Genomic DNA, 15,560 nt, shown 5'->3' on the forward strand with positions numbered 1-15,560 from the left:
TATTTTGGTAAATAAGAAACTTTTTACAAAATTACTGCTGTTCGTCGCCGTAATAGTTTTTGCCAAGTTCGATTTTATCTCGCCCATGGGCCATCCGCCATTTATTCGTATCGCGTAAGGAATAGGCACAACCGCAGTATTCCTGCATATAAAACTTTTCACGCTTGCTGATTTCAAGCATGCGACCGGAGCCTCCTTTTTTCCGCCAGTTGAAAGTCCAGTATTCCATATCGGGGTATCGCGCAGCAGCACGTTCGCCACAGTCATTGATTTGCGACATGGTTTTCCAGCGTGAAATACCTAAGGAGCTAGAGATTACATCAAAGCCATGCGCTGCTGCATACTCGGCTGTCTTCTCAAAACGCATGTCGAAGCACATGGTGCAACGAATGCCACGCTCTGGTTCATTTTCCATCCCTTTGGCTAGATCAAACCAATGGTCGACGTCGTAATCGGCATCTATAAAAGGAATATTGTGCTTTTCTGCAAAGCGGATATTCTCTTCTTTACGAAGGTCATACTCTTTGCGCGGGTGAATGTTTGGGTTGTAAAAATAAATCGTGAATTCGATATCAGAGGCAATTAAAGCTTCCATCACTTCGCCTGCGCATGGCGCACAGCAGGAGTGCAGCAATAGTTTTTTGCCTTGATTCGGTAAGCTTATTTTTTCACGTTCAAACGCCTGATTCTCCATGTGTATGCTTTAATATCTTACAATTTTACGGAAATCTGGAAAAAATTGCAAAAGAAGGTGTGGTAGATGTGGCAAACGACAAAGGGAAAGCGTTTAATTTTGTATGTTTGTAACACATATGATCCATAGTCATGAGAAAGATTTCCTATATATATAAAACGTTTATTGCTGTTGCTTTGTTGGTTGGTGTGTATGCCTGTGAGCGGGAAGATGGAGAGCCGGATTTGGATACCAAAAAATTCTCGAGGTTGTATGTTTCCTTTGAGGAGTATCGTACTTCAAGCGATAACCAGACTGATACCAATCTACGGGTTATCTTTCCGGCAGACTCCTCTGAATTTGATTATGCATTTAGCTATGTTTCAAATGTGAAGGGGGGCGGCCCAATCTATTTTAATCCTTTTTTACAATCCTTAATTCATGCCAGCACCAACCAAGATGGTTATATCGATACCTCTGCGTACGTTCTTACAGTTGGTGAAAAAACAGGTTTGGTGACCAATCGTGGTCGGTTGGGAAATCGTGCGTTTACTTATGTGAAAGGGATTGCTTATCATTCGGCATCACAGCATTTATTGTTGGTAAATGGTGCCGGGGCTACTGCTGGGGTTTATCATATTTATCGTCCACTTGGACGGGATGGATATATTAAGCCTGTAAAAAAACTAAGAACATCCGGACTACCTATGTGGGGAGCTGTTTATAAGGATAATCAACTTTTTGTGACAAAAAGAGGAGAGAACGGTGGTATTTATGTATTCGATAAAATTATAACAATGGGTGTTAGTGCTGCGGACTCTACGGCAGAACTAAAACCACTGAGAACATTGAGCATTCCTGGTGCTAATAACCTTCGAGGAATGGCTTATGATACAACAAGGAATGTATTGGCGGTTGCAGATTTTGTAACAGGTGGCGCTGTGGGAACTGGACGAATACTGATCTTTGAGAAGTTTTCCGAAATGACTTCACAGACTACAATTACGCCTACGCGGATTATTACAGGTCCCGCAACATTGTTGAAGGAGCCGGTGGAGGTCGCATTAGATACGAGATCTAATGGTATATATCTCTATGTAGCGGATCGATCTAAGAAGATCCTACGTTTTAAGATTTCAGATAATGGTAATGTTGTTCCAGATAAGGAGTTGGATACTAGTGATGAAGGTACACCTGTGGGGTTAGCATTAGATACGCGAGATGCCTCTACGCTGGGTCAGTAAGATCCAGCAAGATTTGCACTTCCTTTTTCTTCTCTAGATTATCTACATGCTCGTACGAGGCAACCAAGTTGCGTAGTACGCGCCGAACAATAGCGAGGTTGTCACATGGCTTCATGTATTCATCGCTAGGTGGAAGGTTCAGTTGTTGTAGAAAGGATCGTATATCCTCTTCCCGCATGATCTGTCCACGGTTAAACACATTGATATAGAACAAGACCTCTTCCGGGTTATCTTCGTCCATATAAGCTAAAACAAAGTGTTTCGGGAGATTTATCCCATAGATTGGAATATCTAGTCGTTGGGCAACCAGGCTGTAGATACAGGCCAGTGAAATAGGATTCCCTTTTTTTGTTTCCAGTACTTTATTTAGGAATGAATTCTGCGGTGCGTGGTAATCGGTCGTATTTCCGGAAAGACCAAATTCATGAAAAAGAATATTATTCAGCAGTTTTACTTTTTCAACCGGTGTCATCTCGTACATCAGATGGTACCAAGCGTTACGCTTTAGTTCGGCGAGCTGATTGCGGACCTCATCTTCATGGAGGTTTGCATACTGATAGCGGTTCACAATCAGTAGTCCCTCCAGCAGATCTTCCTGGTTACTTATCTTCCACAGTTGGAGGTCATTTTTGACTTGGTTGAATTGGATTTTATGGATAATTTCTTCCACGCGTCCTTGTAAAAGCACATCGAATGATTGTTCCCAGTGTTGCTCCAAGAACGGGACAACCTCTGGACCAGATGAGATCAGCTTATCGGCTAATTCATGATAAATCTCCGTATCAGGATCATCTAGCAATGAAATGAGCGCTTTTAGTTCGTTTTCATTCATCGGTACCAAATTACGACTTTTTAAACGAATGCAAAAATGATGCTAGAAATAGAGCTGTCCAGGTGTAGCCGGTAATTTGCCACGTCGCAGCGCTTCTAACGGTGACGTGGCTACCTGCTTTACCTTAACTGACCATCCAACATGTGTATTGTCCGTTTGCCGTACTCTGCGTTCTTCTCAGAGTGTGTTACCTGGATAATTGTTACGCCCTCCTCGTTGAGCTGTTTGAACAGCTGCATAATCTCTTCTCCTTGCTTCGAGTTGAGGTTCCCTGTCGGCTCATCGGCCAACAGTAGTGTCGGAGATGTTGCTAACGCGCGTGCAATACCAACAATCTGTTGCTGTCCTCCCGAAAGCTGCGACGGAAAGAGGTCTTTTTTACCCACGATTCCGAAACGGTCGAGCATATCTGCAACAATAGCTTTTCGTTCTTTCCCTGGAAGATCCTTATACAGGAGGGGTGTTTCAATGTTCTCATAAACCGTTAGGTCATCAATAAGATGGTAAGATTGAAAAACATAGCCTATATGTGATTGGAAGAGGGCAGTTCTTCTCTTCGCTTTCAGAGCAAATACGTCTTCCTCCATGAAGTAATATTTACCTTCATCGGGCATATCGAGCATACCGAGTAGGTTTAGTAATGTGGATTTGCCAGATCCCGAAGGACCCATAATCGAAATAAAATCTCCTGGATCCACTTCGAGGTTTATATCCTTGAGTACATAGCTGCGTGTGCCGCCCACATGGTACCATTTAAATATGTTTTGCAGTTTTATCATGTCGTACTTTTTGAACTAAATAGCGCTAATTTGACGCGTAATTTTACCGTAATAAAAGTCAGATTTTATGTTCTTTGCGGCTTCCTGTAGTTGTTGCTTAAGTGTTTCGGATGCTGGAATCCGTTTAGTCATCTGTTGTAGCAATTCTGCTTGGTAGTAATCCGATGCAATATGACTGACTTGAGGGATGAGTAATTTCCAGTCCGATTCTTTCTCCGCTTTTTTCATTAAGCCACTTAGAATTTCCGTTTTATAATAGTCGCTCTTCATGCTTTGTACCAAAGACATGGTCTCTTGGAAATCAGGGCTTTCAATTGTTTGTGTTTTTAGTAGCTGCTTGAACAGTTCTGCTTGATAATAGTCTGAACTGGTATGACGAACTATGTGGAGAACAGCGGCTTTTTGTTCCTGATTCAGGGATTGGACATTAAGGAGTTTACTAACTGTCGTGTATCGATAGTAGTCCGATTTTATATCTTCCGTGGCTGACAAGATCGCCGTGTAGAGGTAATCTTGTTGCTCTGATTTTGTTAATAGGTCTGAGAAAATTTCGGATTGGTAATAATCACTTTCCAGTAATTGAGGTACTTGTTTTATTAGCGTGACCGACTCGGATGAAGAGATCGGTAACAGTAACAAAGCATTGATATAACGACTTCTTGCGAAATCATTGTGTAAAGAACCTAGTTCTTGAAGTACGGCCTGGGTTCCCCCTGCGGTATAGAGACGGGCGGTCCGTCTTTCAGCATCTACACCACCTTTGATCAAGGTGCTTACACAAGAGGAAATAAGTGATTGATATGTGGTATTATTTTCATCAATGATTCGTCCGTTTATTTTATATAGTACGTTGCCTGATTTATCTTCAGAGACTTCAAGCTTCTCGCCCCGCTGGCTAAAATGAATCGCTCCACCTCGAGATAGCGAGGTGATAGCCTTGTCATCTGAGCGGAGTTGTACCTGGCCCCGTACACGTAATTTCCATTCTTTATTATTGTTGATCAGTTGCCAGTTTTTATCTTCATTGGCCTGTTCTTTCGTGTTTTTTTGAACGATATTTTTTTCTTGTGCATAGGTACACGATAGTAGAGCACAGCTTAAGATTATAACTAAGTTTAGCTTTTTCATTGTTTTAATTTTTAAGGTATTATTAAGTTGTTGCGCTAAGGTTACTCATCCCGTAAACTGTTTACCGGGTTTACGCGTGCTGCACGCATCGCTTGATAGCCAATTGTGAGCATAGCAATGGCAAGAGATAACGTCCCCGCAACCAAGAATACCCACCACGGAATCTGTATCCGGAAGGTGAAATCTTGTAACCATTTGGAGAATAACCACCAAGCCAGCGGACTTGCAATGACTAAAGAAAGGAGTATCAACAAGACGAAATGACTCGATAATAATTTGACGATTTTGTATGTACTTGCACCTAGAACTTTTCGGACCCCAATTTCTTTCTTACGTTGTTCTGCAGTGAAAGCCGCTAGACCAAATAGTCCCAATGATGCGACGAATATGGTCAGGATAGAGAAGGCACTTATAACTTTATTCGTCCGGTTTTCTACTTCATATTGTTTCCGGATATAATCGTCCAGGAATTGGTAGTCGAAAGCAACTTCGGGTTGTTCTTTTGTGAACACGGCACGCACCTGATCGAGATAAGTCGAAGTGTTCGCTGTGTTATAGCGTAGAACAAAGTATCGGTAGCTTTCTGACGGATTGTTCATTCGGTAGTATACATATCCGCCAATGGCATCTTTAAGATTACTGAAATTGAAGTTTCGAACTACGCCTACGATGACAGACTTTTTCATCATTTCTGATTTTAGTGGTTGACCAATGGCGTCGGCCGGATTGCTAAAACCGAGGTAGCTTGCGACGACTTCATTTATTAACGTGTAACAAACGGTATCATTAGGCGAGATATTTTGCGGAAGATCGGATCCTGCCAAGAGATCTAAGCCCATTGTTTGTACGACTTCACCACGACTGCTACACGTACGTACGGGAAGACCTTCTGTGATGGCCCCCGCTGCGTTTATGGTTTTACCGCTCTCTCCAAAACCAGGGTAGGTTTGCAATGTTGAAATGCTTTCTGTTCCACTAATGGATAGCAGTGATTGTTTGATACTTTCGTATTTATCTACTTTAGTAATGGCTCGCATCGGAATAGTCAATATCTGTGTTGGCTTGTAGCCTAGATCTTTATCTTGAACATGCTTCATCTGTAATGAGATGACAAGCACACCGATGATGAGGATAATCGAGCAGGTGAATTGAAATACAACCAGTCCCCTGCGAATAAGCTCGGACGCAACGTTTTTATTATCCCACTTTTTCATCAGCGATAAACTTGGGATTCTTGCCATATAGAAAGCAGGATAGCTACCTCCAATTAAGGTAACGGCTAACCAAACACATAACAGGACGGCGAGGTTGCCTAAGCTCAACAAGGACGCGATGTTGATGCTCGTCCCAATCATGTTGTTAAATGTAGTTAGTAGGGCACAGGCTAGGAGTAGTCCAATAACAATGGATATAAGGGACACAATCGCTGTTTCCAGGTAAAAGCGTAGTTTAATCTCATAAGGTTTTGCCCCCAAAACTTTGCTGACACCAACTTCTTTTGCATTTTTTTGTGATCGGGCAGTCGCCAGGTTCATGTAGTTGATACAGGCTATAGCGATAATGAGCGAAGCAAGAATGAAGATTGTTTTTACGGTATTGATGTTACCTATCCGAGAAGAAGCGTCATGCTTTAAGTGGCCTGAATAGAGGTGAACTTTAGCAAGAGGCTGTAGGAAAAACTGTGTATAATACTGTTCATCTGCCGGCACATGCTTGTTAATCAAAGCTGTCGTCAGGTGTGCTACTTGATCAGCATTTGCGGTTGGAGATAGTAAGCAATAGGTTTCGTAGCTGGCATTGGACCAGTATATATCTTTTCCCATCCAGGAGTCCATAATATTAGTAAAGATATCACCTTCTATACTGCTGTTCAACGGTAGGTCTTGGAACACACCCGACACGATCATCGTATCACGCTGATTGAAAACAATCTCTTTATTAAGCGCTTCTTGTTTGCCGAAAAGCTGTTCTTTTTTACTCTGAGCGATGACAACACTTTTTGGATTGGAAAAAACAGTTTTGCTGTTCCCTTCAATAAACTTGAAATCGAATACGTTAAATAGAGCCGAGTCTGCCAGATAAATATTATTTTCCATGAAGTTCGACTCGTTCACTCTAATGGAAGCTGTCCCAGTAAAGTCCAGTTTTACGAGGCGTGCGGCCGATTTGACTTCTGGAACTTCGGCAAGCATTGTTGGAGCAACAGCATTTGGCAACTGGACCCAATTTTCATTGTTATAGGTCGGCGTTGTCTGCATGTATACCCGATAAATATTCGACTCTTTTGAAAAGTGTTTATCAAAACTCAGTTCTTGTCGACCATAGGTAAGCAAGAGTATGGCAACTGATAAACTGATGGCTAAGCCAAATATATTCAGTAAACTAAAGAAGCGGTTCTTTACAATACTGCGCCAGGCGATTTTTATATAGTTCTTTATCATGTTTTTTTGTTTAGTACTTTCTACTAGACATAAGATTAAGCTACGCAGTGTAGTTCGTAGTTCATAGTATTTAGTTTGTAGTACTTTCCTACTTCCTAATAGACACAAGATTTAGCTACGCTGAGCCCTTCGGGGTTTGTGTCTCTACTAACTACTTTCTACTCCCTACTAACTACTTTCTACTCATCTCTTAAACTATCGACAGGGTTTCCCGTTGCTGCGCGTAATGTTTGCCAAGTGATAGTTGCTAAGGCGATGGTGAGAATCAAAAGACCTGCGGCGGCGAACATCCAAACGGAAATATTAATTCGGTAGGCAAATCCTTGTAGCCAGCTGTTCATCATCCACCATGCAATCGGGCTCGCTATAATAAAGGCAATAACCATTAGCTTTACAAAGTCTCGGGATAGTAACACTACGATTTGAGTGATAGATGATCCCAATACTTTTCGAATACCTATTTCTTTAATTCGGCGGTTAATGGTGAGCAAGGCCAATGCAAATAAACCTAGACAGGCAATAACGATAGCGACAATAGCACCTCCAATAATGATCTGCGCAAAACGTTGTTCGTCTTTATACATCTTCTGGGTATTTTCATCCAGGTAGGAAGGCGCAATATTCGCCTTTGGATTTACTTTCTTCCAGATACTATTTACTTGTTCTAGGCTTTCTTGAAGGTTGTCTGTTTGAACCCGAACAAAAATATAAGCGATCTCAAAGATATTCGGATTGATGGAAAGCGTCAGCGGTTCTACTGTACGTCTCAGGTTTTGAAAGTTGAAATCGTCAATTACCCCTATAATCTGTGGGTTGCCATCCATCGCTAAGGTCTTTCCAACAACCTTTTCTGCACCACCGAGCTGGGCGGCCATCTGTTGGTTGATGAGGACGGCTGCTGTGTCGGTAGAAAAAGAACGGTTGAAATCACGACCTGATAATAGTTTTATACCTAGGGTTTGCAGGTAGTCGTATTCTATGCGCATAAAGTTGGTTGAAACTTGTCTGCCTTCATAGTCAAAACCAAAGCGGCTGGTTGACATATTGCCGTCATTCCCGCGGCCTATATTGATATCTGAAGCACTGACATGGCGTACCCATGGTTGCGCACCAAGTTCTACGCGCATTTGCTGCAAGGCTGTTTGGGGATTTATTCCTTCCCCTATTGGGATGCTGATAACCTCAGTCTTCGTGAAGCCTAACGGGCGTTCGGCGATAAAATGAAGTTGTGCGCTAATAACGATTGTCGATATAATCAAAACGATGGCGATCGCAAACTGTAGTACAGTAAGGCTGTTTCGTAAAGCGCTTCCTTTAATAGCGACGGTGCCTTTTAATACCTGTATGATATTGGTTTTAGCAATGCGCCATGCGGGATATCCACCAGCTAGCAAGGTAAGTAAAGCGAAAGCCAAACTAAAGTATAAGAGATTTAGTGGTAAGAACAATTGCTTTAGCTGAAGTTTGTAGTTCATCGCTGCATTGTACTCCGGTAGTATCAACCAGGCGAGTGTTAATCCAATGACTAAACCAATAAGACATAATAGAAGGGATTCAACCCAGAGTTGTCCAATAAGTTGTCGGGTGGTGCCTCCTAGTGTTTTGCGGGTGCCAATTTCTTTGTTTCGCGTTATTGCATTTGCTAGAGAGAGGTTGATGAAATTGGAACAGGCTATAAAGAGAATCAATGCGGCAATGAGGAGGAGTATCCATGGAAACATTGGTGAGGCACCTCTACCCAAGTCAAGATCATTACGTTGGTAGTCACTGAACGGCAGGAGATGTAACGAGATGTAGGCTCCATTTTTGTCTGCTTTGGCCCCATCGCGCTTGAGCATATCGTTGTTCTCTTTGTAGTATTGATCCATAAAGGCTTTGGCCTGTACGGTGAATTTGGTGTCGTCCACTTTATTCTTCAGCTTTACAAATACCGAATGGTTTTCATTGCTCCAATCTTCTTTTTTGACGGAGTAGTTGGGCATCTGTTCGAAACGCATCAGACTACTGAATGAAAGGCTGGAGTTTCGGGGCGTAGCTTGAATTACGGCTGTAACTTGTTTCGTCATCCAGTTTCCGTCCTGATAGATTTCTACTTGTTGCCCGACAATATTTGTGGATCCATAAAGATTCCTGGCGGTGATATCATCTAGTACGATACCGTCTAAATTTTCCAAGGCTTTGGCATTCCCCTCCAGAATCGGGAAACTAAAAATGGAAAGAAAGTCGGCATCTACATATTTGTTGGTTGATTCCAATTGCTTGTCGCCATGGCGTAAAATGACGCTGGAGTTTGCAAAGCGGCTTATTAACTCTACGTCGGGAAATTCAGCTTTTAATGCCGGGGCAAAAGGTGCGGGCATAGTGGCACTATGACGCAACCCCGATTCCGGTTCCGTTGTGGTGTAAGCCAAGCCGATGCGGTCCCGATTCTCGTGAAAAGTATCGAAAGAAAGCTCGAACATCGCTGTTAAATATAGCAAGGTTGCCGCGGCAATAGCCACGGCTATACCAATGATATGTATGGCGTTTAGTCCTTTAGCCTTTCTAAGATTACGCCAGGCTATTTTTATGTGGTTACTGATCATTGTTTTTTTAATTTTATTACTTAGTATTTAGTTCATAGTTTTTAGTTTATAGTATTTAGTTTGTAGTTCATAGTACATTCCTACTATCTACTTCCTACTATCTACCATCTACCATCTACTTCCTACTATCTACTTCCTACTATCTACCATCTACTCACTACTATCTAATGTCTACTCATCCCTCAAGCTATCTACCGGATTGACGATAGCAGCTTTGACTGCTTGGTAGCTTACGGTAAATAAAGCGATTACCGTAGCACATAATCCTGCAACGAGAAATATCCACCAGGGAATATCGATGCGATACGCAAAATCTTCCAACCATTTGTGCATCACCCACCACGCAAGGGGAGAGGCCAGCAGAATCGAAATAAATACCAATTTGACAAACTCTTTGGAAAGCATGGCCACAATCTTTCCAACGGATGCGCCCAGCACTTTACGTATACCGATTTCTTTCGTGCGCTGAAAAGCGGTAAGGGTGGATAGCCCAAATAAACCAAGGCAGCTTACCAGTATCGTCACAATTGTTGCTAAGTCAATGAGCTTCGCTGTGCGGAGATCATTTTCGTATATCTTTTTAATACGCTCTTCATTGAACTTATATTCAAATGGTGCATTAGGATATATTTTTTTCCATTCCTGCTCCATAATAGCAATCGCTCCAGACCATTTTTTTCGATCTTCTGGTAGTTTTATATTGAACATTTGCAACAAACTGCGTTTGTTGGATGACCCTAGCAACAACGGTCCCATTTTACTGCGTAACGAACGTTGGTTGAAATCTTTGTAGACCCCAACTATGGGGAACGAAACATTTTCTAAGGTGGTCAAATGTTGGCCTATTGCATCATTCGGGTTCTTTAACCCCAGTGCTTTTAATGCTGATTCGTTGATCAAGATTTCTCGCATGGTGTCACTAAATTGAATATTTTTCCCAGCGAGGAGTTCGATTTCATACAGGTCGATATAATCTTGGTCTATATATTTACGCGGTGTGTTGAGCTGTACTCTGCCGGTATCTACTTTTAAATAGTAAACGTTTCCCCAATAACTGCTATTTAAAGGTTCGTGTCCTAGTGCTACTCCTGCTATTTCGGGATGTTTTTGTAGTGCTTGCTTGTATAGAAAAGGATTTACATCTCCATGCTGATATGATTTTGTTGGCATCGTAATATTTACAACGGCATAATGACTGAACCCTAAATCCGTGTGTACGGTAAAGTCTAGTTGTTTTCCCATGATTAAAGCACAAACGATAAAGAATTGGGCGATAATGAACTGAAAAACAATTAAAGCTTTGCGGAGGCTGAGCTGTGTACCTTTGATTTTATGATCTACCTTCCCTTTAAGTGTATCTATTGAGCGGACTCTATTGATAAGAAAGGCAGGGTATATGGCCGATACCAATGTTATAAAAAGAATAAGTCCAAAGAGAAACAAACTGAGTAACCATGGATTGGTGTATTGATCTATGCTGCTGGAGACAAACTCGGGATATATATGTTTAAAGATCGTTACGATGGGCCACGATAGAAATAATGCAAGGAGTGTGATACAGAAGGTTTCTACCAGGAAGCTCATGGTAATGGACGAGGGTTTTGCGCCCAGCGTTTTTCGAATACCAATCTCTTTAGCTCGTTGCGGAACTTGTGCTGTACTTAAATTGATATAATTGATACAGGCGAGAGTAAGCAGAAATGCGCCAATGGCTATCAGACCAAAAACAACTTTCTTTTCCGTAGATGTCCCTTCGGTATCGTATTGAAGTTGAAAGTGTTTATCTAGTAGAGGGAAGGGCGCAAATTTAATTGTGGGTCCAAATTTCGCATGCTCCGGCGCCGCAATTCTATCATATTCTTTTTGTGCTACCTGGAGTAGGTGCTTTAGTGCATTTGGGTTTTTAGTTTTTACAAAAAAGAGATGGTTAGAATTCATACCCATCCAGTTATGATCTGTCCATTCTTTTTCTGGGATACTGAAAAAAATCTGACCCTGAAAACTACTTGGAAAAGATAGGTCTTTAACAATACCTGAGACAACATATTGGGTGGTGTCTCCCATGAAGGTTTTACCTATGACCTCTTGCGTACTCAATTTTGGGAAGTATTGCTTCGCTCGGGATTCCGTCAGGATAACATTATTCGGTGCCGATAGTGCGGTCTTTGCATTTCCCTCCAACCATTCGTACGGCAGCATATCAAAATAGGAAGTTCGAGTACCCACCATATTTTGGGGGTCTTCGAATGTTAAATTTTCCTCGTTCTGTCCTTGGGGTACCAAGATACGTTCGAAATACTGCGTGTAAATAGGCACAAGGAGTACATCTGGTAAAGCCTGTTCCGTCAATAAAAGAGGTAAGCCCAAAGGGATACCTGCAAAACCTTCATTTAGTTTCTCAATATCATCCAGGGATACAATTTGGTGTATATCTTCAACATCAGGTATTGCTTTCTCAAAACTAAACTCATAGTGGACAATACGGAAGATCATCCAGCATGCGCTGATTCCGATCGATAGACCCAGGATGTTCAGGAAAGTGAACAGTTTATTGCGCCAGAGATAACGAAATGTGAGTTTATACTTATTTATCATCGGTTAGTAGGTTTAAGACTGTTTATCTACAAACTTTCGCTTTTCATAATAACTTGACCATCCAGCATACGAATTACGCGGTCCGCAAATTTTGCGTCGTGCTCGCTGTGGGTTACCATGACAATGGTGGTTCCACCTTCGTTAAGCTCGCTGAGTAGTTGCATGACTTCGTTACCATTGCTGGAGTCGAGGTTTCCTGTAGGTTCATCGGCAAGGATTAATTTTGGATTATTAACTACTGCTCGTGCTACGGCTACCCGCTGCTGTTGTCCTCCGGATAATTGCTGCGGGAAGTGATTGCGACGGTGCATGATCTGCACTTTTTCTAATACTTCTTCTACACGTCGCTTGCGTTCAGCAGCGGGAACATTGGTGTACACCAAGGGGAGTTCGACATTTTCGAAGACGGTCAGCTCATCAATGAGGTTGAAGCTTTGGAACACGAAACCAATATTATGTTTACGTAGATCGGACCGTTTACCTTCCTTGTACTTTGCCACTTCTATATCATTGAATAGGTAGCTGCCCTCATCAAGATCGTCGAGTAAGCCTACAATATTTAATAAGGTAGATTTTCCACATCCTGAAGGCCCCATTACGGCTACGAACTCGCCTGGTTTTACATGGATATTGACATTATCAAGTGCGATGGTTTCCACCTCTTCGGTGCGGTAATATTTTTGGAGGTTCGTTATTTTTATCATGTTCTTTTTATGAAGTTCAGTATAAAACTATATGTTGTTCAATTTATTCGTTACGTAATTTTTTGGTTGGGTTGCTTGTTGCTGCGCGCCAAGCTTGTGAAGTAATTGTTAACAGCGCGATAACCAACGCCAGACCACCCGCCAGGGCAAAAACAGACCATCCAATAGCGATGCGGTAATTGTAATCGCTTAACCAATCACGCATAAACCACCAGGCTATAGGGAAGGCTATTAAGCAAGAAATACCGACGAGCAGCATGAATTCTCGATTCAGCATGGCTATTAAGTTACGGACGGATGCGCCTAATACTTTTCGAATACTTACTTCCCTAGCGCGTTGTTCTGCGGAGTAGGCTGCTAAGCCAAATAGACCCAAACAGGAGATAATAATGGATATGATGGCAAAGATCGAAGCTAATTTTTGAATAAAGAGTTCTGAACTAAATCTATTATTAAATGTTTCGTCGAGAAAACGATACTCGAAAGGGTAGTTGGGGTTATTCTCTTTGATGATTTTTTCAACTTGTTGAACCGTCTGTTGTAAATCTACATTGGCTTTTGTTTTGATATTTAATAAGCCTGAATTATTGTCGATTGCAGAAAAAACAATTGGACTCGGGGTCGCATACATATCATTGTACACGAAGTTTTTTACCACGCCTACAATAGTATAGGGTCTACCGCTCCAGTCGAGGATTTTGCCCGCTACCATACCATCCGGCTGGATAAGTTCTGCAAATGCTTGGTTGATGACTACAGATGTGCTATCGCCGACAAATTTAGAGCGGAAGTTGCGTCCATCATGCATGTGCATGCTGAGACTTGGGATCAGGTCTTCATCGACATTCATTAAAGAGATCAGAATATTCGCATTAGGGTCTTTACCTTCCCATTTGAAATCGCTTGTATTAGAGCCTACGTTCAAAATATTCGTATTGCTGAGTCCCACACGTTCAATGTTACCCGTCGCCAAAAGTTGTTCTTTGATAACATCTAGATGTTTGCCCATTTCTCCTTGTTGAGCTGTTGTAATAACCTGGCTGCGTTCAAATCCTAAGTCTCTATTTTTGGCATGTTGAATCTGTTGATAGATAATGATGGTGCAAATAATGAGAACAATGGATGCTGTATATTGTAAGATGACAAGGCCGCGACGAACGAGCCCAGCGGATCCCGTTTTTTGCTTGCCACCTTTAATCGTGGTTAAGGGATTAAAAGCAGATAAATAGAGAGCGGGATAGCTCCCTGCCAATATACCGCAGATGAACATAATTGTTAATAGAAAACCTAGATGTAAAGGCTTTAACAAATCTACAGAAAGATCTTCACCGATTAGTGTGTTAAAAGGCTTGATGGCTAAGTAGATCAGTGCAATGGCTAGTATCGTAGATAGAAGGGCATAAAGCAATGATTCTCCTATAAATTGTGCAATCAACGATTTTCTTGATGCACCTACAACTTTACGCATACCTACTTCCTTCGCTCTTTTTTCGGAACGTGCCGTAGCTAAGTTCATGAAGTTAATGCATGCAATCAGTAAAACTATAGCTGCGATAATGGTAAATAAACGGATGTTCTTGATGTTACCTTCTTGTTCATTTCCATCTTTATCAAAAACATTGTAGGTATTCCAACGTGCCATGGGATAAAGGAAATTTGCAGAAAAGAAAACATCTCCGTTGGTTTTGCGCTTGACAAAGTCATACAGTTGCTTGTTGATTTGCTCCTGGTTCGCATTTGGTTCTAATTGGACCAGGGTCATCAAACTGTTGCTTCCCCAATTGGTTAGCCATTCTTTCCCTACTTCATATTTTTTAAAGGGTATAATCCATTTGAACTTATAACTACTATTCGTAGGAAAGTCCTTGGTTACGCCCGTTACAGTATATATTTCACTATCGTTTATCCGAATGGTTTTTCCGACTGCTGGTTGATTTCCAAAAAGTACTTGAGCACCAGATTGACTTAGTACGATGTTTTCTGGCTTATCCAGTGCTGTCTTGCGGTCGCCCTCCAAGAATTCCATGGAGAAGAGTTCGATGATTTCGGGATCTGCATAAAATCCACTTTGATACAAGCTTTTGTCGCCGACAGCGAATAATAGGGAGGTGCCCCAATCGGTACGGACTGTATGTTTGATGCCTGCAATTTCTTGCTTTATTGTCGGGCCGAGCAAACCTTGTGAGGAGTCGAATACATACGTGGTCCCATCGTATGTATGTTTGGATTTGACAATATATATATCCTCTTTGTTTGGGAAGTGGCTGTTTTTGGTTAATTGCCCTTCGACCCAAAGAAAGATAATGGCTGCGGCGGCAATCCCGACCGCAAGGCCGAAAATATTGAGGAAGCTATAACCTTTGGTTTTCCAAAGGTTACGCATCGATGTTTTAAAAATATTCGTTAACATACTTTATGGTTCTGGTTTTTAATACACTTCAACTGTTTTTTGCTTTTCCTTTTGCTGCCTGCTTCGAACGCTCTATATATGCTTTATCTACCCTTTATCTATACTCTATCTGCACTGCGGCTAACGCTTTAAAGTCTCTTCGATAACCGCAGGGTTACTATTGCGAGAT

General features: G+C 41.8%; 10 protein-coding genes. 1 reads left to right on the plus strand and 9 read right to left on the minus strand.

Going from position 1 to position 15,560, the window contains the following annotated elements; translation table 11 throughout:
* Positions 1 to 31 precede the first annotated feature (31 nt).
* Positions 32 to 694 carry an epoxyqueuosine reductase QueH gene (locus E2P86_RS02615; RefSeq protein WP_085472268.1) on the minus strand — a complete coding sequence of 221 codons (663 nt, stop codon included), beginning with the start codon at positions 692 to 694 and terminating at the stop codon, positions 32 to 34.
* A 131-nt stretch (positions 695 to 825) separates the two neighbouring features.
* Here E2P86_RS02615 and E2P86_RS02620 point away from each other — a divergent pair, with 131 nt between their 5' ends.
* Positions 826 to 1,917 (plus strand): hypothetical protein, encoded by a 1,092-nt coding sequence (locus E2P86_RS02620; RefSeq protein ID WP_134430532.1) that lies wholly within the window; start codon positions 826 to 828, stop codon positions 1,915 to 1,917.
* On the opposite strand, the gene E2P86_RS02625 is transcribed toward E2P86_RS02620, so the two are convergent.
* From E2P86_RS02625 to E2P86_RS02660, 8 genes are all read right to left on the minus strand, one after another.
* Entirely contained in the window at positions 1,901 to 2,749 is an 849-nt protein-coding gene (locus tag E2P86_RS02625; protein ID WP_134430535.1) for a transglutaminase-like domain-containing protein, read from the minus strand. The genes E2P86_RS02620 and E2P86_RS02625 overlap by 17 nt on opposite strands.
* 119 nt (positions 2,750 to 2,868) lie before the next feature.
* Entirely contained in the window at positions 2,869 to 3,528 is a 660-nt protein-coding gene (locus E2P86_RS02630) for an ABC transporter ATP-binding protein (protein WP_085472265.1), read from the minus strand.
* Between the two features lie 15 nt (positions 3,529 to 3,543).
* The gene (locus E2P86_RS02635) at positions 3,544 to 4,656 is read right to left on the minus strand and encodes a hypothetical protein (protein ID WP_134430538.1); all 1,113 of its coding nucleotides are present in this window, start codon (positions 4,654 to 4,656) and stop codon (positions 3,544 to 3,546) included.
* A 41-nt stretch (positions 4,657 to 4,697) separates the two neighbouring features.
* Entirely contained in the window at positions 4,698 to 7,097 is a 2,400-nt protein-coding gene (locus E2P86_RS02640; protein ID WP_134430541.1) for an ABC transporter permease, read from the minus strand.
* 179 nt (positions 7,098 to 7,276) lie between these two features.
* The gene (locus E2P86_RS02645; protein ID WP_134430544.1) at positions 7,277 to 9,682 is read right to left on the minus strand and encodes an ABC transporter permease; all 2,406 of its coding nucleotides are present in this window, start codon (positions 9,680 to 9,682) and stop codon (positions 7,277 to 7,279) included.
* A 171-nt stretch (positions 9,683 to 9,853) separates the two neighbouring features.
* Positions 9,854 to 12,277, minus strand: coding sequence for an ABC transporter permease (locus tag E2P86_RS02650; RefSeq protein ID WP_134430547.1), 2,424 nt, complete (start codon positions 12,275 to 12,277; stop codon positions 9,854 to 9,856).
* A 26-nt stretch (positions 12,278 to 12,303) separates the two neighbouring features.
* Positions 12,304 to 12,981, minus strand: a complete 678-nt coding sequence (locus tag E2P86_RS02655; RefSeq protein ID WP_085472260.1) for an ABC transporter ATP-binding protein — start codon at positions 12,979 to 12,981, stop codon at positions 12,304 to 12,306.
* Positions 12,982 to 13,024: 43 nt separating this feature from the next.
* Positions 13,025 to 15,391 (minus strand): ABC transporter permease, encoded by a 2,367-nt coding sequence (locus E2P86_RS02660; protein WP_134430550.1) that lies wholly within the window; start codon positions 15,389 to 15,391, stop codon positions 13,025 to 13,027.
* Positions 15,392 to 15,560: the final 169 nt, after the last annotated feature.

The sequence above is a fragment of the Sphingobacterium psychroaquaticum genome, from assembly GCF_004421025.1.
GTDB lineage: Bacteria > Bacteroidota > Bacteroidia > Sphingobacteriales > Sphingobacteriaceae > Sphingobacterium > Sphingobacterium psychroaquaticum.